This window comes from Pseudomonas sp. XP1 (assembly GCF_053557675.1).
Genome location: NZ_JBNRIJ010000030.1, coordinates 38,218 through 59,849 on the forward strand (window position 1 = coordinate 38,218; position 21,632 = coordinate 59,849).

The window sequence follows — 21,632 nt, forward strand, 5'->3', positions numbered from 1 at the left end:
GCAGAGCCGGCACCCAGCGTTTCGGCCCACTTCACCTGCTCCGGCCCGAACAGCACGATGGCGGTCGAGCCCAGCTTGAAGCGGCCCAGTTCGGCGCCTTTCTCCAGGTGGATCGGCGTGCGGCTGGCTTCGTCGTAACGGAAGGTCTTCAGTTCACGCTTGGGTGGCGTTACCAGCCCGGCCCACATGGTTTCGATCGAAGCGACGATCATCGCGCCAACCAGCACCACGGCCATCGGCCCGCGCTCTGTGTCGAACAGGCAAACCACGCGCTCGTTGCGGGCAAACAGTTCGGGGACGTTCTCTGCGGTGGTCTGGTTGACCGAGAACAGGCGGCCCGGCACGTAGACCATTTCCCGCAGGGTACCGGCCAGCGGCATGTGCACGCGGTGGTAATCCTTGGGCGACAGGTAGATGGTGGCGAACTCGCCGCCCATGAACGGCGCGGCCATTGCCGGGTCACCGCCCAGCAGCTCCTGCGCGCTGAAACCGTGGCCCTTGGCCTGGAAGATGCGGCCGTGCTCGATCGGGCCAAGCTGGCTGACGGCACCGTCGGCGGGGCACAGGATGGCGCCCGGGGTCTCGTCCAGTGGGCGGGCACCCGGCTTCAGGGCGCGGGTGAAGAAGGCATTGAAGTGCTCGTAGGCGCTCAGGTCCTCGACCAGCGCTTCGCTCATGTTGACCTGATAACGCTTGGCGAACCAGGCGGTGAAGGCGTTCTTGAACCAGCGCACGCGGCACTCGGCGATGCAGCCGGCCAGCCGCGACAGCAGGTGGTGCGGCAGCAGGTATTGGCTGATGATGAACAAACGGGATTTCATTCAGGTTCCTTAGACTTCTACAGGCGTGTCCGGGTGGTTGCCCCATTCGCTCCACGAGCCGGCGTAGGCCTTGACGCGCGGGTAGCCTAGGGCCTTGGCCACCAGGTAGGTGAAACCGGAGCGGCGGTGGGTCTGGCAGTGGGTGATCACCTCCTTGTCGGGGGTGATACCCAGCTTCTGCAGAACTTCGGCGATGTCCTTGCGGATGCGCAGGTGGTCGTTGAGATCCATGCCGGCGGTCCATTCGAAGTTGATCGCGCCGGGGATGTGGCCGCCCTTGGCTGCCAGTACTTTCTCACCGCTGAATTCCTGCGGTCCACGGGCGTCCCAGATGACCAGATCGTCGGCGCCCAGGCGGCTTTGCAGGTACTCGCGGGTGGCGGTTGGCGAACTGTCGATGCGCAGGTGCACCGGCGTGTTGCCGCTGGCGGGCACTTCTGTGGAGAGCTTGTCGGCGGGCCAGGCCTGGATGCCGCCATTGAGGTAGTGGTAACGCTTGTGGCCGATCACGTCGAGCAGCCAGATGAAGCGCCCGGCCCAGCCGCCGCCCTCATCGTCATACACCACATACACGGCATCGTCGCGGTGGCCGAGTTCGCTGAACAGTTTTTCCAGCTCACCCAGGGCCGGCAGCAGGCCGGGTGCGGGGGGCTGGCCGAGCTGGGTACGCTTGCCTTCGACAAAGCGTGCGCCGGGAATATGCCCGCTGACATAGCGGTTGGCGCTGCTCAGGTCGACCAGGATCAGCTGTGGCGAATCCAGGCGCGGTAGCAGGTCCGCGGCTTCGATCACCAGGGGCAGGCCTGAAAAGTCAGTCATCCACGGTCTCCAGTGTGGAAAGAGGGGCGATTGTAGCGCAAGGCTCAGGCCTTGCGGTTGGCAAACACCGACAGCGCCCGTTCAGTGCACTGTGCGGTCTTGCCGAAGGCTTGAACGCTGACATCGGCCAGCGGCCGGCAGCCCTGGTCAGCCACCATCAGCATCAGTACCTGGTCCGCCACCGCCAGCGAGCGCAGCAGCACGTGCTCGCTGCGGAACAAGGCGCGCAGCGGGGCCGGCAGCAGGGCCGAGAACTGGCTGTGGTTTTCCGGGGTAATACGTAATTGACCGGCCTTTGCCAGCAGCTTTTGCAGCAGTTTGTTCTGCGCCACCGGCAGTACCAGCGCCCCGGCTTCCTTGGGCAGGCCGGCCATCTGCTGCACGCGCAGCTGGTCGTTTGCCTTGTCCAGGCTCAGCAGCAGGATCCTCTGCATGCCAGAGACCAGAAGGGCCTCGATAACATGGGTGGCCAGGTGCACGCTGTTGGTGAACGGGCTGGGCTGGGCCAGAAGGTCCTGGCACAGCTTGCGCCAGCGCGCCAATTCGTCGCTGGTGGGCGGTGGCGGAGCCAGCATGTCGGGGTGCGGGCGGCGCTGGTGCCAGGGCCAGATCAGCGCTTCGGCCGGGTGGAACAGGGCATGCTGGGCGTGGCGGCGGGCGCTGGCCGCAGCCTGCTGGTGCACTTGCTGTTGCACGTCGTCCAGCGAGGTCTGCAGGTACAGGGCGGTCAACAGCTGCCAGCGCAACAGGTGCGGGTTATCCCAGCCCACTTGTGCCGCCAGGGCCAGGTTGTTGGCCAGCAGCACGGTGTTGGCCGGCTGGTTGAACCAGCGGCGCAGGCCTGGCTCGGCGTCCAGGCGGTGTTGCTGGCTTAGCAGGTCCGGGTCGCGGGCAATACTGAGCACCTGGGCCAGTTGTTCGCGCTCTTCCAGCAGCAGGCGGTAACCCTGGGTCACCCATTGTGGCAGGCGCCAGTACTCCGCCATGGTCTGGCACAGTTCCATGATGCGCACGCCAAACAGTTCTTCCTCGACATGGGCGGCGTCTTCACCCTTGTGGATAACCCGCAGCTCCCAGGTATCGAGCAGCTTGGGGTAGGCCAACGCCAGCGGCCAGAGTGGCGACAGGAACAACAGGCTGCCCCAGTGGATTTCCTGCCACAGCCGTGCCAGACGGCTGGCGAACAGGCCGCTAGCCTGCTGCGAGGCGTGCTGGCTGATCAGCTGAAACTGGCACAGTACCGGTGGGATTTCTTCTACGGGCACCGCTGGCAGGCGTTTGAGCAGCTGTTCGCTACGCTCGAGGCCCAGGCGGTTGAGGGCGACTTCCAGGCTTTCGGCGGGCTCTGCCAGGCTGGCATTGGTGGGATGATTGGCTTCGCGCATCACCGACAGCACCAGTGCCGGGCTATCCTGCATCAGTTCGGCGATATCCCGCAGCGAGCGGCGGTTATCGTGGATGGCGGCCATGACCCGGTCGTAGCTGTGCTTCGGCACGGGGATGCGAACACTCTCGAGCAGCTTTACCCAGGCCTCTAGCGTACGTGGAGCCTGAGCGGGCACCTTGGTTTCAATTGGCATTTTGACATCAGTCCGAACTGGCTTTTCGCATTGAGTGGCTATAGTCTGGCGCAGTTCTGCCGATAAGTAGAAGAAGAGTTTTAAAGCTCCCGTCTCTTCCCCTGACCACGACAGCAAGTGCTTTGAACCTATGGCTAAAATTATCGGCATCATCGTCGTATTCGCGAGCGTGCTCGGCGGATACGTGCTTTCCCACGGCAAGATCGCGGCGCTGATCCAGCCGTTCGAAGTACTGATCATCGGCGGTGCGGCCTTTGGTGCATTCCTGCAGGCCAACCCCGGCCACATGACCATGCACGTCATCAAGAAGTCGATGAAGATGTTCGGCTCGCGCTTCACTCATGCCTTCTACCTGGAAGTGCTGGGCCTGGTGTACGAAATCCTCAACAAGAGCCGGCGCGAAGGCATGATGGCCATCGAGGCCGACATCGAGGATGCCGCCGCCAGCCCGATCTTCGCCAAGTACCCGACGGTACTGGCCGATGAGCGCATGACCGCGTTCGTCTGCGACTACCTGCGCATCATGTCCACCGGCAACATGGCCCCGCACGAACTCGAAGGCCTGTTCGACATGGAACTGCTGAGCATGAAGGAAGAACTGGAGCACCCGTCCCATGCGGTGACCGGCATCGCCGACGGCATGCCCGGCTTCGGTATCGTTGCGGCCGTACTGGGGATCGTGGTGACCATGGCCTCGCTCGGCGATGGTGACCAGGCCTCCATCGGCCTTCATGTGGGTGCGGCACTGGTGGGTACCTTCTTCGGTATTCTGGCGGCCTACGGCTTCTTCGGCCCATTGGCCAAGTGCCTGGAGCACGATGCCAAGGAAGAGCTGAACCTCTACGAATCGATCAAGGCTTCGCTGGTGGCCTCGGCCTCGGGCATGCCGCCTTCGCTGGCGGTCGAGTTCGGGCGCAAGGTGCTGTATCCCAAGCACCGCCCAAGCTTCGCCGAACTGGAACAAGCGGTTCGCGGTCGCTGAGTCATGGAGAACAATCAGCCCATCATCGTCAAGCGCGTCAAGCGCTTTGGCGGCGGCCACCACGGCGGCGCCTGGAAAATCGCCTTCGCCGACTTCGCCACGGCGATGATGGCGTTCTTCCTGGTGCTGTGGCTGTTGTCCACAGCCACCCCGGAACAGAAGATTGCCATTGCCGGCTACTTCAAGGACCCGATCGGTTTCTCGGAAAGCGGAACGCCCTACGTCATCGACCTGGGGGGCTCGCCTCAGCTGGCTCCGGAGAAGACCATCAACCCCGAAGCCAAGTCGGAACCGACGCCTGATACCAGCATCCAGCTGGACAAGGACCAGGTAGAGACCATGGCCGAGCAGGTCGAGCGTGAGCGCCTGGAGTTGCTGCTGCAGGAACTGCAGAACAAGGTGGAAGAGAACCCGCAGCTGCAGAAGTTCAAGGACCAGATCCTGTTCGAGATCACCCAGGACGGCCTGCGCATCCAGATCATGGACGCCGAGAACCGGCCGATGTTCGACATTGGCAGTGCGCGCCTGCAGCCGTACTTCGAGGACATCCTGCTGGCCATGGCCGACACCATCAAGGCGGTGCCGAACAAGATCAGCATCAGTGGCCACACCGACGCCAAGCCTTATGCCGGCAGTGGCGAGTTCGGCAACTGGGAACTGTCGGCCAACCGCGCCAACGCCGCGCGCCGTGCACTGGTGGCCGGCGGCTACCCGGATGGCCAGGTGGCGCGGGTGGTGGGTTATGCCTCGTCGTCGCTGTTCGATCGCAAGGACCCGTTCAACCCGGTCAACCGCCGCATCGACATCATCGTGCTGACCAAGAAGGCCCAGCGTAATATCGAAGGCGAGCAGGGCGCACCAGAAGCACCGGCTGCCGAGCCTGCGCCGCCGGCCGCTGCGGCACCGGCGGCGCCAGGGGAAGCCGGGCAGGCCCCCATGCAGCCGCGTGAACTGCGCCAGAAGCTGAACATCTTCGAAGAGGGGACGCTGAAGATGGATGAGGCCAAGGACCAGTAAACCCTTTTTCGTCTTGCGCGGTCCCTTGTGGGAGCGGCCTTGTGTCGCGAAAGGGCCGCAACGCGGCCCCGGCAATATTTGCATTAATGCTGATATCTGGGGCCGCTGCGCGCCCCTTTCGCGACGCAAGGCCGCTCCCACAGGATCGCGCCGTAGCTGAAGCCGGCGCAGAACCTGTGGCGCAAGCGGTCAGTAAGCGTCTTCCGGCAAACTGGCAATGATCGAGCGATAGCTGTTCATCCGTTGCTGCTTGATACGCCCTTCGTCCAGCGCCTTGAGCAGCGCGCAGCCCGGTTCGCGATCATGCTTGCAGTCGCGGAAGCGGCAGGTGCCGAACAGGTCGCGGAATTCGATGAAACCATCCTCCACATCACTGCGGCTGACGTGACCCAGGCCGAACTCGCGGATGCCTGGCGAGTCGATCAGGTCGCCACCATTGGGGAAGTGGTACAACCGCGCGGTGGTGGTGGTGTGGGTGCCCTGGCCAGACCATTCCGACAGGTCGCCGACACGGGTGCCAGCGTCCGGCAGCAGGCTGTTGACCAGCGACGACTTGCCCACCCCCGACTGGCCGACGAACACGCTGATGTGGCCGTCGAGCATCTGTTGCAGGCGTTGCATACCGTCGCCGTGATGTGCCGAGACTTCCAGCAGCGGGTAGCCCAGCTCGCGGTACACCTCCAGCAGCGCATGCAGGCCCGGGCCGTTCTCGTCGTTGATCAGGTCGGCCTTGTTCAGCAGCAGCAGTGGGCGAATGCCTGCATGTTCCGCTGCCACCAGGTAACGGTCGATCAGGTTGGGGTGCGGTTCGGGCGCGGGGGCGAAGACGATCACGATCAGGTCGACGTTGGCCGCCACCGGCTTCAGCTGACCGTGGTTGTTCGGCCGGCACAGCTCGGTGCTGCGCGGCATCTGCGCGACAATCACGCCAATGCCCTGATTGCCCGCACGCCATACCACGCGGTCGCCGGTAACCAGCGCCGGCAGGTTGGCGCGCAAGTGGCAGCGGAACACCTGGCCTGCGGCTTCACCGTCCTGGGCTTCCACTTCTACCTGCACACCGAAGTGCGCAATCACCAGGCCCAGTTGTTCCGGCCCCAGGTCGCCACCCTCCAGTTCCTGTAACACGTGTTGTTCGCGTTTGGCCGCACGCGCGGCGCGCTCGTTCTGGATTTTTTCGATGCGCCAGTTCTGGCGGCGATTGAGCTGGCGTTTGGCCATGAAGGTTCCGTGCGTGGGGGCAGGTTGAAAACGGCAGGCAGTTTAGCACGCCAGGCGCCGGACCATTTGGCTTACCTTCGCGCCGTGAATGGGCGTGCCTTGACCACTACGCTACTATGACGGCCTATACGAGGAGCCCCCGCATGCAAAACCCACAGAACCTGATCTGGATCGACCTGGAAATGACCGGCCTGGATCCGGACAGCGACGTCATCATCGAGATGGCCACCATCGTCACCGACAGCGAACTGAACACCCTGGCCGAAGGGCCGGTGATCGCCATCCACCACAGTGACGAAGTGCTGGCGCGAATGGACGAGTGGAACACTCGCACCCATGGCGCTTCGGGCCTGACCCAGCGCGTACGCGAGAGCAAGGTCGACATGGCCGAAGCCGAGGCGCAGACCATTGCTTTCCTCGAGCAGTGGGTGCCGAAAGGCAAGTCGCCGATCTGTGGCAACAGTATCTGCCAGGACCGCCGTTTCCTGTACCGGCACATGCGCGACCTGGAGAACTACTTCCACTACCGCAACCTGGATGTCTCGACCCTGAAGGAGCTGGCTGCGCGCTGGGCGCCTGATGTGCGTGACAGCTTCAAGAAGGGCAACACCCACCTGGCGTTGGACGACATCCGCGAATCCATCGCCGAACTGCGCCATTATCGCGAGCACTTCATCAAGGTGTGAGCCGAAAAGGCGCAGATATTGTATCTGCGCCCTCTTTTGGTGCCATGGGCAACTGGTTAGACTGCGCGCCTTCCTCGCACGCCCGCACGGACCCCGCACCATGTTGTTGATGCTCTACCTCATTGCCATCACCGCCGAAGCCATGACCGGCGCGTTGTCTGCCGGCCGCCGCGGCATGGACTGGTTCGGCGTGGTGCTGATTGCCTGCGTCACCGCCTTGGGTGGCGGCTCGGTGCGTGACGTGCTGCTCGGGCATTACCCGCTGACCTGGGTGAAGCACCCTGAGTACCTGGTGCTGACCAGTTGTGCAGCACTGCTGACCATTTTCATCGCGCCGATGATGCGCCGCCTGCGCTCGCTGTTCCTGGTGCTCGACGCCCTGGGGCTGGTGGCCTTTACCCTGATCGGCTGCATGACCGCACTGGAGATGGGGCAGGGCATGCTGGTGGCGTCGATCAGTGGGGTGATCACCGGGGTATTCGGCGGGATCTTGCGGGATATCTTCTGCAACGACATTCCCCTGGTGTTCCGCCGCGAGCTGTACGCCAGCGTCTCATTCGCGGCGGCTTGGTTCTACCTGGGCTGCGTGCATTTCAAGGTGCCGGCGGAACAGGCGATGCTGCTGACCTTGTTTGGCGGGTTCCTTGTGCGGTTGCTGGCGATTCGGTTCCATTGGGAAATGCCCAAGTTCCACTACAACGACCAGCAGTAACCTTGACATGCGATCCCTGTGGGAGCGGGTTCACCCGCGAACACGGGCGAGCCCGTGCCATCCACCGCGGGGGCTTCTTCGCGGGTAAAGCCGCTCTCACAGGGTACGAGGATCGCTTGCGAATTCAGTTATCTGTGCGACAGCGCAGCCCAAAGGGCTGGGCTACGAAATGCCGTGCTGCGCCAGCGCCCACTCCACATGCTCCCTCACCAGCTCCGAGGCATCCTCGCGCCGCGCCTTCAGCGCCTCGATCACCGGGATCGTCGAAGGCGCATTGCCAAGCCCCACCGCCAGGTTGCGCAACCAGCGCTCATAACCGGCCCGGCGCAATGGCCCGCCTTCGGTCTTGCGCAGGAAGGTCCTTTCATCCCACAGGAACATCTCCGCCAGCTCGGCATTCTCCAGCCCGTGCCGTGGCTGGAAGTCCTGTTCCTGGCTGTGCCTGGCAAAGCGGTTCCACGGGCAGACGATCTGGCAGTCATCGCAACCGAACACCCGGTTGCCCATCTTCGAGCGCAACTCTACTGGGATCGGCCCCCGCAGTTCGATGGTCAGGTAGGAGATGCAGCGCCGTGCATCCAGCACATACGGCCCGACGAAGGCCTGGGTCGGGCAGATGTCCAGGCATGCTTGGCAGCGCCCGCAGTGTTCGCTGGTGGTGGCTTCATCAACCGGCAGCGGCAGGTCGACGAACAGCTCGGCGAGGAAGAAGTAGCTGCCCGCCTTGCGGTTTAGCAGAAGGGTATTCTTGCCGATCCAGCCCAGCCCGGCCTGCTCGGCCAGGGCCTTTTCCAGCACCGGAGCGCTGTCGACGAAGGCGCGGTAGCCGAACGGGCCGATGGCTTCCTGAATGCGATCGGCCAAAAACTGCACGCGCTTGCGCACCAGCTTGTGGTAATCCCGGCCCAGGGCGTAGCGCGACACGTAGGCTTTTTCCGGCTGAGCCAGGCGCTGGGCCATCTGCGTGTCGCCGGGCAGGTAATCCATGCGCAGCGATACCACACGTACCGTGCCGGGGATCAGTTGCTCTGGGTGCGCGCGCTTGCTGCCGTGAGCACCCAGATAATCCATCTCGCCTTGGTAGCCGGCGTCGAGCCAGCGTTGCAGGTGGTGTTCGTGTTCGCCAAGGTCGACCCCGGCGATGCCGACATGGGCAAAACCGAGTTCTTGGCCCCAAATCTTGATCGATTGGGCCAGTTGGGCGAGGTCAGGCGTACAGGCGGACATGGATGGGCAAGGCAATACGGGCTCAGGTGCGTATAATTCTGCCAGACATTGGAGCCTTTGACCCCATGCCGCAGACCAAACACCCCAGCCATACCCCTCAATCGCTCAGCAGCGTGACTGTCGCGCACCTGCCGGCACGGCACGCGCATGCCCATAAAGGTGACTTCGGCCATGTACTGGTGGTCGGTGGTGACCTCGGTACCGGCGGCGCCGTGCTGCTCAGTGCCGAGGCCGCCCTGCGCTGTGGCGCGGGGCTGGTCAGCGTGGCGACCCGGCCTGAACACGTGACTGCCAGCCTGGCGCGCCTGCCCGAGGTAATGTGCCTGGGCGCCACTTCGGCCAACCAGCTGATGGGTGTTCTGGAGCGCGCTTCGGTGCTGGTGGTCGGCCCTGGCCTGGGCCAGGCAGCCTGGGGCCGCAGCCTGCTGTCGGCGGTGGCCAATGCCGTGCGCCCACAGGTGTGGGACGCCGATGCCCTGAATTTGCTGGCGCGCACCCCGCTGGCCCTGCCCAGTGGCAGCATCCTTACCCCGCACCCCGGGGAGGCGGCGCGGCTGCTGGGCATTTCCACCGAGGCTGTGCAGGCGGACCGCGCGGGCGCCGCACGCAAGCTGGCGCGCCGTTACAACAGCGTCTGCGTGCTCAAGGGGGCCGGCACTCTGGTAGCCGACCCGGCCGGGCAGCTGCTGCTGTGCGAACGCGGCCACCCGGCCATGGCCGGTGCTGGCCTTGGCGATGTGCTGACCGGCGTGCTGGCGGCTCTGCTGGCCCAAGGCCTGGATGCCTGGCATGCCGCAGGGCTGGGGGTATGGCTGCACGCCTGTGCCGGCGAGCGTCTGGGCGTAAAAGGTAGAGGCCTGGCGGCCAGTGATCTGGCGCCGGTCATTCGTGAGTTGTTGGAGGAGCATTCTGCGTGTCTGGCTTAAACCTGTTTCTGGCCGATGAAGCGGCCACGGTCAAATTTGGCGCACAACTGGCCGAGGTGACCGGCGGTCACGGCGTGATTTTTCTGGAAGGTGACCTGGGCGCGGGCAAAACCACGCTGTCGCGTGGCCTGATTCGTGGTCTGGGCCATACTGGTGCAGTGAAAAGCCCGACCTTCACCGTGGTCGAGCCTTACGAGATCGGTGAGGTGCGGGCGTTCCATTTCGACCTGTATCGCCTGGTCGATCCGGAAGAGCTGGAGTTCATGGGCATTCGTGACTATTTCGAGGGCGACCCGCTGTGCCTGTTCGAGTGGCCACAAAAGGGTGCGGGCGTTTTGCCAAAGCCCGACCTGACCATTACCATAAGCCCCCAAGCGGGCGGACGCTCGCTGATCCTTTCGCCGCAGGGGGCTCGCGGCGAGGCTTGGTGCGTGGCACTGGCCGAACACTATAAACAGTAAGTGGGGTAGGTATGCGCATACGCGCACTGGTCGCCATCGTTGGGCTGCTGCTGACAACGGTGACCGTTGACGCTCTGGCCGTCACTCAAGTCAAGAGCATGCGCCTGTGGCGCGCGCCGGACAACACGCGGCTGGTCTTCGACCTGTCTGGTCCCGTGCAGCACAGCGTATTCACCCTGAGCGCACCTGATCGTCTGGTTATCGACATCAATGGTGCGACCTTGGCCGCGCCACTGAACGTGGCTACCTCCAATACGCCGATCAGCAGCGTGCGGTCGGCTCAGCGCACCCCGACCGACCTGCGCGTGGTGGTCGACCTGAAAAAGTCGGTCACCCCAAAAAGTTTCACCCTGGCGCCCAACGCCCAGTACGGTAACCGACTGGTGGTCGACCTCTACGACCAGGAAGCTGACGCCATCGCTGCCAGCGCGCCGGCTCCGGCCCCGACTCCGGCACCAACGCCTGCAACCACGCCAGCAGTGCCGGTGACCCCGGCCCAGCCTGCCATCAAGCTGCCGCCGGTTCCCAACGGCAAGCGTGACATCGTGGTTGCCATCGACGCCGGTCACGGCGGCGAAGACCCGGGTGCGTCCGGCTCGCGTGGCCAACATGAAAAAGACATCGTGCTGCAGATCGCCAAGGAACTGCAGCGCCAGATCAACAGCGAAAAAGGCTTCCGGGCCGAGCTGACACGTACCGGCGACTACTTCATCCCGCTGCGCAAACGTACGGAAATCGCCCGCAAGAAGGGCGCCGACCTGTTCATCTCTATCCACGCCGACGCCGCGCCGTCCCGTGCTGCCTTTGGTGCCTCGGTGTTCGCCCTGTCCGACCGCGGCGCTACCTCCGAGACAGCGCGCTGGCTGGCTGACACGGAAAACCGTTCCGACCTGATCGGTGGTGCCGGTAACGTCAGCCTCGACGACAAGGACCGCATGCTGGCCGGCGTGCTGCTGGACCTGTCGATGACCGCCACGCTCAGCTCCAGCCTCAATGTCGGGCAGAAGGTGCTGGGCAACATGGGGCGCATCACCTCGCTGCACAAGCAGCGGGTGGAACAGGCCGGCTTCATGGTGCTGAAGTCGCCGGATATTCCGTCGATCCTCGTTGAAACCGGGTTCATCTCGAACAACAACGAAGCCGCCAAGCTGGCCACCGCAAGCCATCAGCAGGCCCTGGCCCGTTCGATCCACACTGGTGTGCGCCAGTACTTCCAGCAGAATCCGCCGCCTGGCACCTACATCGCCTGGCTGCGCGACACCGGCAAGATCGCCGCTGGCCCGCGTGAGCACACGGTGCGCCCTGGCGAGACCCTGGCGATGCTTGCCGTGCGCTACCAGGTCAGCGTGACCAGCCTGCGCAGCACCAATGGCCTCAAGACCGATGAGCTGAAGGTCGGCCAGCGCCTCGATATCCCCGCTACCACGTTGGCCTCGCAATGAGTGGCGGTTCGCGCATCCAGCTGCTCAGCCCGCGGCTGGCCAACCAGATTGCCGCGGGCGAGGTTGTCGAGCGGCCGGCATCTGTCGCCAAGGAGTTGCTGGAGAACAGCCTGGACTCCGGCGCCCGGCGTATCGACGTGGAAGTGGAGCAGGGCGGCGTCAAGCTGCTGCGGGTGCGTGACGATGGCAGCGGCATTTCCGCCGACGACCTGCCGCTGGCCCTGGCCCGTCACGCCACCAGCAAGATCCGCGAGCTGGAAGACCTGGAAGGGGTATTGAGCCTGGGCTTCCGTGGTGAGGCCCTGGCCTCGATCAGCTCGGTGGCGCGCCTGACCCTGACCTCGCGGACCGCCAGCGCTTCCGAGGCCTGGCAGGTGGAAACCGAAGGCCGCGACATGACCCCGCGGGTGCAGCCGGCGGCGCACCCGGTGGGTACTTCGGTGGAAGTGCGCGACCTGTTCTTCAATACCCCGGCCCGGCGCAAGTTCCTCAAGGCCGAGAAAACCGAATTCGATCACCTGCAGGAAGTGATACGGCGCCTGGCGCTGGCGCGCTTCGATGTCGGCTTCCACCTGCGCCACAACGGCAAGAGCATCCTCAGTCTGCACGAGGCCCACGATGAAACCGCCCGTGCGCGGCGGGTGGGCGCCATCTGCGGCCCGGGCTTCATGGAGCAGGCGCTGCCGATCGACGTGGAACGCAATGGCCTGCGCCTGTGGGGCTGGGTCGGCCTGCCGACCTTCTCGCGCAGCCAGGCAGACCTGCAGTATTTCTTCGTCAACGGCCGTGCGGTGCGCGACAAGCTGGTCGCCCACGCCGTGCGCCAGGCCTACCGCGACGTGCTGTTCAATGGTCGGCACCCGACTTTCGTGCTGTTCCTGGAGCTGGAGCCCAACGGCGTCGACGTCAATGTGCACCCGACCAAGCACGAAGTGCGTTTCCGCGAGGGGCGCTCGGTGCACGACTTCCTGTATGGCACCCTGCATCGCGCCCTGGCCGATGTGCGCCCGGAAGACCAGTTGGCGGCGCCTGCTGCCGTGCCCGAAGTGGTCCGCCCCACGGGCCAGCAGGCCGGTGAGTTCGGCCCCCAGGGCGAAATGCGCCTGGCCTCACCGGTGCTCGAGCAGCCGCGAGCCCCGCAGCAGTCGTTTTCCAGTGGTGGCAGTGGCGCGGGTTACCAGTACCAGTACACCCCGCGCCCCTCGCAGCCGCTGCCAGCCGCCGAGGCGCAGGCGGTGTATCGCGAGTTTTACAAACCGCTGGATGAAGGCGCGACGCCGACGGCGTTGCCCGAAAGCCAGGGTGACATTCCCCCGCTGGGTTACGCGCTGGCGCAGCTCAAGGGCATCTATATCCTGGCCGAGAACGCCATCGGCCTGGTGCTGGTAGACATGCATGCCGCACACGAGCGCATCATGTACGAGCGCCTGAAGGTGGCCATGGCCAGCGAAGGCCTCAGCGGGCAGCCGCTGCTGGTTCCCGAGACCCTGGCCCTGAGCCAGCGTGAAGCGGACTGCGCCGAAGAGCACGCGCAGTGGTTCCAGCGGTTGGGCTTCGAACTGCAGCGCCTGGGCCCCGAGACCCTGGCCATCCGCCAGATCCCGGCTTTGCTCAAGCAGGCCGAGGCCAACCGCCTGGTGCAGGATGTACTCGCCGACCTTATGGAATACGGCACCAGCGACCGTATCCAGGCGCACCTCAACGAGCTGCTCGGCACCATGGCCTGCCACGGCGCCGTGCGCGCCAACCGGCGTCTGGCGATCCCCGAGATGAACGCCCTGCTGCGTGACATGGAAAACACCGAGCGCAGCGGCCAGTGCAACCATGGTCGCCCCACCTGGACCCAGATGGGCCTGGACGACCTGGACAAACTCTTCCTGCGCGGTCGATGAAATGAGCGGCAAGCCCCCTGCAATATTCCTGATGGGCCCGACGGCGGCCGGCAAGACCGACCTGGCCATCGAGCTGACCAAAGTACTGCCGTGCGAGCTGATCAGCGTCGATTCGGCGCTGGTCTATCGCGGCATGGACATCGGTTCGGCCAAGCCGTCGAAAGAAATCCTCGCCGCTCACCCGCACCGGCTGATCGACATTCGCGACCCGGCCGAGAGCTATTCGGCTGCGCAGTTCCGTGCTGATGCCCTGGAGGCCTTGGCCGAGATCACCGCGCGCGGCAAGGTCCCGTTGCTGGTGGGCGGCACCATGCTCTATTACAAGGCGTTGATCGATGGCCTGGCCGACATGCCGGCGGCCGATGCCGCGGTGCGTGCCGAGCTGGAAGCCCAGGCCGAAGCGCTGGGCCTGGCCGAGTTGCACCGCCAGTTGGCCGAGGTTGACCCTGAGTCGGCGGCGCGTATCCATCCCAACGACCCGCAGCGGTTGATCCGGGCGTTGGAGGTGTACCGGGTGAGCGGCGAGAGCATGACGGCACATCGACAACGTCAATTCGCGGAAAGTCGCGGCGCAGACGCAGGCGCTGGCGGACATTTGCCCTATACTGTCGCGAGTTTGGCGATTGCTCCTACAGATCGTCACATTTTGCATCAGCGAATTGCGTTACGATTTTCACAGATGCTGGAACAGGGCTTCGTCGATGAGGTCCGATCGCTGCGAGCCAGAAGTGACTTGCACGCCGGGCTGCCGTCTATACGGGCAGTGGGGTATCGGCAGGTCTGGGATTACCTGGACGGCAAGCTGACTGAGAATGAGATGCGTGAACGCGGTATCATTGCCACCAGGCAACTGGCCAAGCGGCAGTTCACCTGGTTGCGTGGCTGGCCTGAAGTACACTGGCTTGACAGCCTGGCCTGCGACAATCTGTCCCGCACCTTGAAATACCTTGGGGCCATCTCCATATTGAGCTGAGTCCCTGCTGATTGCCGTCTATTCTTGCGAAGGGGCGGCCTAATTTATCGATTTTCTTGATTTTCTATTATTTATCCTTACAGGAGTGCGGCATATGTCAAAAGGGCATTCGCTACAAGACCCTTACTTGAACACCTTGAGAAAAGAAAAGGTCCCGGTATCCATCTACCTGGTCAACGGCATCAAACTGCAGGGTTCGATCGAGTCCTTCGACCAGTTCGTGGTACTGCTGAAGAACACCGTCAGCCAGATGGTCTACAAGCACGCCATCTCGACCGTGGTTCCTGCCCGTCCGGTTCGTCTGCCAAGCCCGTCCGATTCCGAACACGGCGACAGCGAGCCAGGCAACGCCTGATAGGAGCCTGCATTGTTCTTTGAGCGCCACGGTGGTGGTGAGCGGGCGTTGCTCGTTCACTTGGAAGGTCAGAACCCTGAGGCGCGCGAAGACCCGCAGGAGTTTCAGGAGCTGGCATTGTCGGCCGGTGCCGACATCGTCTCGCTGGTCACGGTGGCAAGGCATCAGCCTTCCGCCAAATACCTGATTGGCAGTGGCAAGGTCGAAGAGTTGCACGACCTGGTCCATGCCGAACAGGTAGACCTGGTGATTTTCAATCACACCCTCACGCCCAGTCAGGAGCGCAACCTCGAGCGTGTGTTCGAGTGTCGTGTGCTCGACCGTACCGGGCTGATCCTCGATATCTTCGCCCAACGGGCGCGTACCCATGAAGGCAAGCTGCAGGTCGAACTGGCCCAGCTCGAGCACATGAGCACGCGGCTGGTACGCGGCTGGACCCACCTTGAGCGACAGAAGGGTGGTATCGGCCTGCGTGGCCCGGGTGAAACCCAGCTGGAAACCGACCGCCGCCTGTTGCGGGTGCGCATTCGCCAGATCAAGTCACGCCTGGAGAAGGTGCGCAGCCAGCGCGAGCAGGCACGCCGCGGGCGCAAGCGTGCGGACATCCCGTCGGTATCGCTGGTTGGTTATACAAACGCCGGCAAGTCCACGCTGTTCAACGCCCTGACCGAATCCGAGGTGTATGCCGCCGACCAACTGTTCGCCACTCTCGACCCGACCCTGCGCCGGCTCGAGCTGAACGACCTGGGGCCGATCGTGCTTGCCGATACCGTGGGCTTCATTCGCCACCTGCCGCACAAGCTGGTCGAGGCATTTCGGGCTACGCTCGAAGAGTCGAGCAACTCCGACTTGTTGCTGCATGTGATCGACGCCCATGAGCCGGAGCGCATGGAGCAGATCGAGCAGGTGCTGGCGGTGTTGGGCGAGATTGGTGCCGAAGGGTTGCCGATCCTCGAGGTGTATAACAAACTCGACTTGCTCGAAGATGTCGAGCCGCAGATCCAGCGCAATGCCGATGGCAAGCCGGAACGGGTCTGGGTATCGGCACGCGATGGGCGTGGCCTGGAGCTGGTCGGTCAGGCGATTGCCGAGTTGCTGGGGGATGATCTGTTTGTCGGTACCCTGTGTCTGGAGCAGCGTTTTGCCCGCTTGCGCGCGCAATTCTTTGCCCTGGGTGCCGTGCAGAGTGAAGAGCATGATGAAGAAGGGCGCAGCCTGCTGAGCGTGCGACTGCCCATGGTCGAACTGAATCGCCTGGTCAGCCGCGAAGGCATGGAGCCGCAAGTGTTTGTCGAGCAACACACTTTGCAATAAATGCTCGTCGAGGTCGCCGGGCAGCAGTGACAGGCATTCTGTAGCATTGGACGGCGCGCCGTGGGCGCGTCTTTGCTTTATCAGATGGAGAGCGCTATGGCTTGGAACGAGCCGGGTGGCAACTCGAACAATCAGGATCCCTGGGGCGGTCGCCGTAATGGCGGTGGCGGCGGTGGTGACAAGAAAGGTCCACCGGACCTGGACGAGGCCTTCCGCAAATTGCAGGACAGCCTGAACGGCATGTTCGGCAGCGGCAAGAAACGTGGCGGCGGTGACCGCAATGTCGGCAAGGGCGGTGGCCTGGGCCTGCTGGGCATCGGCCTGGCGGTGCTGGCTGCAATCTGGCTGTACAGCGCCGTGTACGTGGTCGACGAGCAGGAGCAGGCCGTGGTGCTGCGCTTCGGCAAGTACTATGAGACGGTCGGTCCCGGCCTGAACATCTACTTCCCGCCAATTGATCGCAAGTACATGGAGAACGTCACGCGCGAGCGTGCCTACACCAAGCAGGGCCAGATGCTGACCGAAGACGAGAACATCGTCGAGGTGCCGTTGACCGTCCAGTACAAGATCAGCAACCTGCAGGACTTCGTGCTCAACGTCGACCAGCCTGAGGTCAGCCTGCAGCACGCGACCGAGAGTGCCCTGCGCCACGTTGTGGGTTCCACCTCGATGGACCAGGTGCTCACCGAAGGCCGCGAGCAGATGGCCGTGGATATCCGCGAACGCCTGCAGCGCTTCCTCGACACCTACCGTACCGGTATCACTGTTACCCAGGTCAACGTCCAGAGCGCGGCAGCCCCGCGTGAAGTGCAGGAAGCCTTCGACGACGTGATCCGTGCCCGCGAAGATGAGCAGCGTGCCCGCAACCAGGCCGAGTCCTACGCCAATGGCGTGGTGCCGGAAGCCCGTGGTCAGGCCCAGCGCATCATCGAGGACGCCAACGGTTACCGCGACGAAGTCATCGCCCGTGCCAAGGGTGAAGCCGACCGCTTCACCAAGCTGGTCGCCGAGTACCGCAAGGCACCTGACGTGACCCGTCAGCGCCTGTACCTGGAAACCATGCAAGAGGTCTACAGCAATTCGAGCAAGGTCATGGTGGCAACCAAGGACGGGCAGAACAACCTGCTCTACCTGCCGCTGGACAAGATGGTCGAAGGCAGCCGCAACCCGTCCGCGCCGACCACTGGCGTGTCGCCATCGGTCAACGATGCGGCCGCCCGTGCGGCGCAGGACCTGCAACAGCAACAGCAGCCGCTGCGCACTAGGGAGAGCCGCTGATGAGCAACAGATCGCTGATCGCCCTGATCGCCGCCGTTGTCCTGGCCATCGTGGCCTGGAACAGCTTCTACATCGTGTCCCAGACCGAGCGTGCGGTATTGCTGCGCTTCGGTAAGGTAGTCCAGGCGGATGTACAGCCGGGCATGCACGTGAAGATTCCGTACGTGAACCAGGTGCGCAAGTTCGACGCCCGCCTGATGACCCTCGACGCCCCGACCCAGCGGTTCCTGACCCTGGAGAAGAAAGCGGTGATGGTCGACGCTTACGCCAAGTGGCGCGTCAAGGACGCCGAACGCTTCTACACCGCCACGTCCGGCATGAAGCAGATCGCCGACGAGCGTCTGTCGCGTCGTCTGGAAAGTGGCCTGCGTGACCAGTTCGGTAAACGTACCCTGCACGAAGTGGTTTCCGGTGAACGTGACGCGCTGATGGCTGACATCACTGCTTCGCTGAACCGCATGGCCGCCAAAGAGCTGGGTATCGAGGTGGTCGATGTGCGCGTCAAGGCCATCGACTTGCCGAAGGAAGTCAACCGCAGCGTGTTTGACCGCATGAGCACCGAGCGTGAGCGTGAAGCCCGCGAGCACCGCGCCAAGGGTAACGAGCTGGCTGAAGGTATCCGTGCCGATGCTGACCGTCAGCGCCGCGTATTGCTGGCTGAGGCCTATCGCGAAGCAGAGGAAACCCGCGGTGACGGCGACGCCCAGGCGGCCGCCATCTACGCCAAGGCCTACACTCAGGACCCTGATTTCTACGCGTTCTACCGTAGCCTGCAGGCGTACCGCGAGAGCTTCTCGAGCAAGAGCGACGTGCTGGTCCTGGACCCGAAGAACGAGTTCTTCCGCTTCCTGGACAAGAGCAGGCCGTGATGCTCAAGCCCTGATTCTCATGCAGCGGCGCCCCGCCTGGCAGCTAAAACACCAGGCGGGGTGCATCCTGAATGAAAAGGGGTGTATGATGAGGCAGCCGGGAAATTTCCCGGCTTTTTTGCGTCTGCATGGTTGATTGGCAAACCGCCAGTTGATGGTTTGGTCAGGTCGCAAGGCAATTCGAGGGTGTCGGGTACGGTGGCTGCGCTGGGATCAGTGCTGCCCGCTGCTGTGCGCGATACCGGCTTTACTGACGGCTCGCCTGCTGGCAAGCCGCCCGGACCAGAGGGGAAATGGCGTAATGGCAACGGTAGACCGCTGGCTGCTGCCAGATGGCATCGAGGAAGTACTGCCACCTGAGGCTGCGCGCATCGAAATCGCGCGCCGCCAGGTGTTGGACCTGTTCCAGAGTTGGGGCTACGAACTGGTCGTCACCCCGCATATCGAGTACCTGGAGTCGCTGCTCACCGGCGCCGGCCAGGACCTGGATCAGCGCACCTTCAAGGTAGTGGACCCGCAGTCGGGCCGCCTGATGGGCTTCCGCGCCGACTTCACCCCGCAGGTGGCGCGCATCGATGCCCACACCCTGCGTCGTGAAGGCCCGAGCCGCCTGTGCTATGCCGGCAGCGTGCTGCACGCCCAGCCGCGTGCCCTGTCCACCTCGCGCAGCCCGATCCAGCTGGGTGCCGAGCTGTATGGCGATGCCAGCCCCACCAGCGATGTCGAAGTCATCAGCCTGATGCTCGCCACGCTGCAACTTACCGATGTGCCAGATGTGCATATGGACCTGGGCCACGTCGGTATCTACCGCGGCCTGGCTCGTGCTGCCGGCCTGTCCGGCGCGGTCGAGCAACAGCTGTTCGACGCCCTGCAGCGCAAGGCCGTGGATGAAGTTCAGGTGCTGACCGCCGACCTGCCGAAGGACCTGGGCAACATGCTGCGCGCGCTGGTCGAGCTGTGCGGTGGCCGCGAAGTGCTGGCCGAAGCCCGCGTGCGCCTGGGCCGTGCCCCGGCCAGTGTGCTGGCGGCGCTGGACGACCTGCTGGCGATCGCCGATCGCCTGGCGTCGCGCTTCCCGGACCTGCCGCTGTACTTCGACCTCGGCGAGCTGCGCGGTTACCACTATCACACTGGCGTGGTGTTCGCCGTGTTCGTGCCGGGCGAAGGTCAATCGATCGCCCAGGGCGGGCGCTATGACGACATCGGCGCCGACTTTGGCCGGGCACGCCCGGCCACTGGTTTCTCCACGGATTTGAAGACCCTGGTCACACTGGGGCGAGCGGAGGTCGTATTGCCAACTGGCGGCATCTGGATGCCGGACAGTGGCGACGCGGCCCTCTGGCAGCAAGTCTGCCAGTTGCGCAACGAGGGCCAGCGTGTGGTCCAGGCCCTGCCTGGCCAGCCGTTGAGTGCTGCTCTCGAGGCGGATTGTGATCGGCAATTGATTCAGCAAGACGGGCGCTGGCAGGTTCTGCCGCTGGCCCAGTGAGTTTCTGCGCCGGCAGTAGGCCGGCAACCAAGTTTGCGTGAATGAGGACCAATGTAATGGGTAAGAATGTCGTCGTCCTGGGCACCCAGTGGGGTGATGAGGGCAAAGGCAAGATCGTCGATCTGCTGACCGAACATGCTGCCGCCGTAGTGCGCTACCAGGGTGGCCACAACGCGGGTCACACCCTGGTGATCAACGGTGAAAAGACCGTTCTGCACCTGATTCCGTCCGGCATCCTGCGTGAAGGCGTACAGTGCCTGATCGGCAACGGCGTGGTCGTTGCCCCGGATGCCCTGATGCGTGAAATCACCAAGCTGGAAGAGAAGGGCGTACCGGTGCGCGAGCGCCTGCGCATCAGCCCGGCTGCGCCGCTGATCCTGTCGTACCACGTTGCCCTGGACCAGGCCCGCGAAAAAGCTCGTGGCGAAGCCAAGATCGGCACCACTGGTCGTGGTATCGGCCCAGCATACGAAGACAAGGTCGCACGCCGCGGCCTGCGCGTGGGTGACCTGTTCCACCGCGAGCGTTTCGCCGCCAAGTTGGGTGAGCTGCTGGATTACCACAACTTCCAGCTGGTGAACTATTACAAAGAGCCGGCCATCGACTTCCAGCAGACCCTGGACGAATGCATGGCCTACGCCGAGCAGCTCAAGCCGATGATGCTCGACGTCACCGCCGAGCTGCACAACCTGCGTCGCGCCGGCAGGGACATCATGTTCGAAGGTGCCCAGGGCTCGCTGCTGGACATCGACCACGGCACCTACCCGTACGTCACCAGCTCCAACACCACCGCTGGCGGTATCTCCACCGGTTCTGGCGTTGGCCCGATGTACCTGGACTACATCCTGGGTATCACCAAGGCCTACACCACTCGTGTAGGTTCCGGTCCGTTCCCGACCGAACTGTTCGACGAGACTGGCGCTACCCTGGCCAAGCGTGGCCATGAGTTCGGCTCCACCACCGGCCGTGCGCGCCGTTGCGGCTGGTTCGATGCCGTGATCCTGCGTCGCGCCATCGACGTCAACAGCATCTCGGGCATCTGCCTGACCAAGCTGGACGTCCTGGATGGCCTGGAAACCATCAACATCTGCGTTGGCTACAAGAACGAGAACGGTGCCGTCATCGACGCGCCTTCCGACGCCGACAGCTACATCGGCCTGGAGCCGGTGTACGAAGAAATGCCAGGCTGGAGCGAGTCGACCCTCGGCGTGAAAGCCCTGGAAGAACTGCCAGCCAACGCTCGCGCCTACATCAAGCGCATCGAAGAGCTGATCGGCGCGCCGATCGACATCATCTCCACCGGTCCGGACCGCAACGAGACTATCGTGCTGCGTCATCCGTTCGCCTGATCTGCCTTCCAGGCTGATCTGACGCCGTGGCCCCGAAAGGGGCTGCGGCGTTTTCATTTGTGGGGTATGCCTGTCCCGGCCCTCTCGCCGGCAAGCCAGCTCCCACAGGTACACCACAGGCCTCAAGACATGTGGAGTACCTGGACTGCCCCCGAAAAGTTGGACAGTTTTAGCCAGTAGCCTGAGTCCTGTAGCTGACAGGGCTCAGGCCATTGAGTT

The 21,632-nt window shown here is 63.8% G+C and carries 20 protein-coding genes; 15 read left to right on the forward strand and 5 right to left on the reverse strand.

What is annotated here, in order from left to right; all coding sequences use genetic code 11:
- The 3 genes from asd to ACK1U9_RS20755 form a co-directional block, all read right to left on the reverse strand.
- Window positions 1-821, reverse strand: an 821-nt coding sequence (asd, locus tag ACK1U9_RS20745) for an archaetidylserine decarboxylase (RefSeq protein WP_449110149.1), incomplete at its 3' end; no start/stop codon positions are given.
- Between the two features lie 9 nt (window positions 822-830).
- Window positions 831-1,640 (reverse strand): rhodanese-like domain-containing protein, encoded by an 810-nt coding sequence (locus ACK1U9_RS20750; RefSeq protein WP_046613344.1) that lies wholly within the window; start codon window positions 1,638-1,640, stop codon window positions 831-833.
- Between the two features lie 44 nt (window positions 1,641-1,684).
- Complete coding sequence (locus ACK1U9_RS20755; protein ID WP_322492374.1) at window positions 1,685-3,220, reverse strand: HDOD domain-containing protein; 1,536 nt, start codon at window positions 3,218-3,220, stop codon at window positions 1,685-1,687.
- Window positions 3,221-3,350: 130 nt separating this feature from the next.
- Here ACK1U9_RS20755 and motA point away from each other — a divergent pair, with 130 nt between their 5' ends.
- Both motA and motB read left to right on the forward strand, forming a co-directional pair.
- Window positions 3,351-4,202, forward strand: coding sequence for a flagellar motor stator protein MotA (motA, locus tag ACK1U9_RS20760; protein ID WP_015272014.1), 852 nt, complete (start codon window positions 3,351-3,353; stop codon window positions 4,200-4,202).
- Window positions 4,203-4,205: 3 nt separating this feature from the next.
- Window positions 4,206-5,219: a flagellar motor protein MotB gene (gene motB, locus ACK1U9_RS20765; protein ID WP_013974445.1), complete on the forward strand. Its 1,014-nt coding sequence runs from the start codon at window positions 4,206-4,208 to the stop codon at window positions 5,217-5,219.
- Window positions 5,220-5,408: 189 nt separating this feature from the next.
- On the opposite strand, the gene rsgA is transcribed toward motB, so the two are convergent.
- Window positions 5,409-6,440 (reverse strand): small ribosomal subunit biogenesis GTPase RsgA, encoded by a 1,032-nt coding sequence (rsgA, locus tag ACK1U9_RS20770; protein ID WP_046613339.1) that lies wholly within the window; start codon window positions 6,438-6,440, stop codon window positions 5,409-5,411.
- Window positions 6,441-6,583: 143 nt separating this feature from the next.
- On the opposite strand from rsgA, the gene orn reads away from it, so the two are divergent.
- Together orn and ACK1U9_RS20780 are read left to right on the forward strand one after the other, a co-directional pair.
- Window positions 6,584-7,126 (forward strand): oligoribonuclease, encoded by a 543-nt coding sequence (gene orn, locus ACK1U9_RS20775; protein ID WP_046613338.1) that lies wholly within the window; start codon window positions 6,584-6,586, stop codon window positions 7,124-7,126.
- 100 nt (window positions 7,127-7,226) lie between these two features.
- Window positions 7,227-7,838 (forward strand): trimeric intracellular cation channel family protein, encoded by a 612-nt coding sequence (locus tag ACK1U9_RS20780; RefSeq protein WP_046613337.1) that lies wholly within the window; start codon window positions 7,227-7,229, stop codon window positions 7,836-7,838.
- A 162-nt stretch (window positions 7,839-8,000) separates the two neighbouring features.
- Here the strand turns inward: ACK1U9_RS20780 and queG are convergent, their stop codons facing one another.
- Window positions 8,001-9,065: a tRNA epoxyqueuosine(34) reductase QueG gene (gene queG / locus ACK1U9_RS20785; RefSeq protein WP_039612442.1), complete on the reverse strand. Its 1,065-nt coding sequence runs from the start codon at window positions 9,063-9,065 to the stop codon at window positions 8,001-8,003.
- 65 nt (window positions 9,066-9,130) lie between these two features.
- Here queG and ACK1U9_RS20790 point away from each other — a divergent pair, with 65 nt between their 5' ends.
- The 11 genes from ACK1U9_RS20790 to ACK1U9_RS20840 all read left to right on the forward strand — a co-directional run bounded on the left by ACK1U9_RS20790 (window position 9,131) and on the right by ACK1U9_RS20840 (window position 21,413).
- Entirely contained in the window at window positions 9,131-9,991 is an 861-nt protein-coding gene (locus ACK1U9_RS20790; RefSeq protein WP_085599727.1) for an NAD(P)H-hydrate dehydratase, read from the forward strand.
- A gap of 2 nt (window positions 9,992-9,993) precedes the next feature.
- Complete coding sequence (gene tsaE / locus ACK1U9_RS20795; RefSeq protein ID WP_153671421.1) at window positions 9,994-10,452, forward strand: tRNA (adenosine(37)-N6)-threonylcarbamoyltransferase complex ATPase subunit type 1 TsaE; 459 nt, start codon at window positions 9,994-9,996, stop codon at window positions 10,450-10,452.
- 11 nt (window positions 10,453-10,463) lie between these two features.
- Complete coding sequence (locus tag ACK1U9_RS20800; protein ID WP_153671357.1) at window positions 10,464-11,894, forward strand: N-acetylmuramoyl-L-alanine amidase; 1,431 nt, start codon at window positions 10,464-10,466, stop codon at window positions 11,892-11,894.
- The gene (gene mutL / locus ACK1U9_RS20805; protein ID WP_153671356.1) at window positions 11,891-13,786 is read left to right on the forward strand and encodes a DNA mismatch repair endonuclease MutL; all 1,896 of its coding nucleotides are present in this window, start codon (window positions 11,891-11,893) and stop codon (window positions 13,784-13,786) included. The genes ACK1U9_RS20800 and mutL overlap by 4 nt, the downstream gene beginning before the upstream one ends.
- A 1-nt stretch (window position 13,787) precedes the next feature.
- Window positions 13,788-14,759: a tRNA (adenosine(37)-N6)-dimethylallyltransferase MiaA gene (miaA, locus tag ACK1U9_RS20810; RefSeq protein WP_153671420.1), complete on the forward strand. Its 972-nt coding sequence runs from the start codon at window positions 13,788-13,790 to the stop codon at window positions 14,757-14,759.
- Between the two features lie 94 nt (window positions 14,760-14,853).
- Window positions 14,854-15,114: an RNA chaperone Hfq gene (gene hfq, locus ACK1U9_RS20815; protein WP_003258160.1), complete on the forward strand. Its 261-nt coding sequence runs from the start codon at window positions 14,854-14,856 to the stop codon at window positions 15,112-15,114.
- Window positions 15,115-15,126: 12 nt separating this feature from the next.
- Window positions 15,127-16,428 carry a ribosome rescue GTPase HflX gene (gene hflX, locus ACK1U9_RS20820; protein ID WP_015272005.1) on the forward strand — a complete coding sequence of 434 codons (1,302 nt, stop codon included), beginning with the start codon at window positions 15,127-15,129 and terminating at the stop codon, window positions 16,426-16,428.
- A 96-nt stretch (window positions 16,429-16,524) separates the two neighbouring features.
- Window positions 16,525-17,706: an FtsH protease activity modulator HflK gene (hflK, locus tag ACK1U9_RS20825; protein WP_063911925.1), complete on the forward strand. Its 1,182-nt coding sequence runs from the start codon at window positions 16,525-16,527 to the stop codon at window positions 17,704-17,706.
- Window positions 17,706-18,575: a protease modulator HflC gene (gene hflC, locus ACK1U9_RS20830; protein ID WP_063911924.1), complete on the forward strand. Its 870-nt coding sequence runs from the start codon at window positions 17,706-17,708 to the stop codon at window positions 18,573-18,575. Before hflK ends, hflC begins: the two co-directional genes overlap by 1 nt.
- 301 nt (window positions 18,576-18,876) lie before the next feature.
- Window positions 18,877-20,064 (forward strand): ATP phosphoribosyltransferase regulatory subunit, encoded by a 1,188-nt coding sequence (locus tag ACK1U9_RS20835; RefSeq protein WP_013974431.1) that lies wholly within the window; start codon window positions 18,877-18,879, stop codon window positions 20,062-20,064.
- Between the two features lie 56 nt (window positions 20,065-20,120).
- Entirely contained in the window at window positions 20,121-21,413 is a 1,293-nt protein-coding gene (locus tag ACK1U9_RS20840) for an adenylosuccinate synthase (RefSeq protein ID WP_153671355.1), read from the forward strand.
- The last annotated feature ends 219 nt before the right edge of the window (window positions 21,414-21,632 follow it).

Coding starts and splice junctions, on each gene's coding strand:
- queG (WP_039612442.1), bottom strand. CDS start 9,065: ATGTCCGCCTGTACGCCTGACCTCGCCCAACTGGCCCAATCGATCAAG.
- ACK1U9_RS20750 (WP_046613344.1), bottom strand. CDS start 1,640: ATGACTGACTTTTCAGGCCTGCCCCTGGTGATCGAAGCCGCGGACCTG.
- ACK1U9_RS20800 (WP_153671357.1), top strand. CDS start 10,464: ATGCGCATACGCGCACTGGTCGCCATCGTTGGGCTGCTGCTGACAACG.
- ACK1U9_RS20755 (WP_322492374.1), bottom strand. CDS start 3,220: ATGCCAATTGAAACCAAGGTGCCCGCTCAGGCTCCACGTACGCTAGAG.
- mutL (WP_153671356.1), top strand. CDS start 11,891: ATGAGTGGCGGTTCGCGCATCCAGCTGCTCAGCCCGCGGCTGGCCAAC.
- motA (WP_015272014.1), top strand. CDS start 3,351: ATGGCTAAAATTATCGGCATCATCGTCGTATTCGCGAGCGTGCTCGGC.
- orn (WP_046613338.1), top strand. CDS start 6,584: ATGCAAAACCCACAGAACCTGATCTGGATCGACCTGGAAATGACCGGC.
- ACK1U9_RS20790 (WP_085599727.1), top strand. CDS start 9,131: ATGCCGCAGACCAAACACCCCAGCCATACCCCTCAATCGCTCAGCAGC.
- hflK (WP_063911925.1), top strand. CDS start 16,525: ATGGCTTGGAACGAGCCGGGTGGCAACTCGAACAATCAGGATCCCTGG.
- ACK1U9_RS20780 (WP_046613337.1), top strand. CDS start 7,227: ATGTTGTTGATGCTCTACCTCATTGCCATCACCGCCGAAGCCATGACC.
- ACK1U9_RS20835 (WP_013974431.1), top strand. CDS start 18,877: ATGGCAACGGTAGACCGCTGGCTGCTGCCAGATGGCATCGAGGAAGTA.
- miaA (WP_153671420.1), top strand. CDS start 13,788: ATGAGCGGCAAGCCCCCTGCAATATTCCTGATGGGCCCGACGGCGGCC.
- rsgA (WP_046613339.1), bottom strand. CDS start 6,440: ATGGCCAAACGCCAGCTCAATCGCCGCCAGAACTGGCGCATCGAAAAA.
- hflC (WP_063911924.1), top strand. CDS start 17,706: ATGAGCAACAGATCGCTGATCGCCCTGATCGCCGCCGTTGTCCTGGCC.
- hfq (WP_003258160.1), top strand. CDS start 14,854: ATGTCAAAAGGGCATTCGCTACAAGACCCTTACTTGAACACCTTGAGA.
- motB (WP_013974445.1), top strand. CDS start 4,206: ATGGAGAACAATCAGCCCATCATCGTCAAGCGCGTCAAGCGCTTTGGC.
- ACK1U9_RS20840 (WP_153671355.1), top strand. CDS start 20,121: ATGGGTAAGAATGTCGTCGTCCTGGGCACCCAGTGGGGTGATGAGGGC.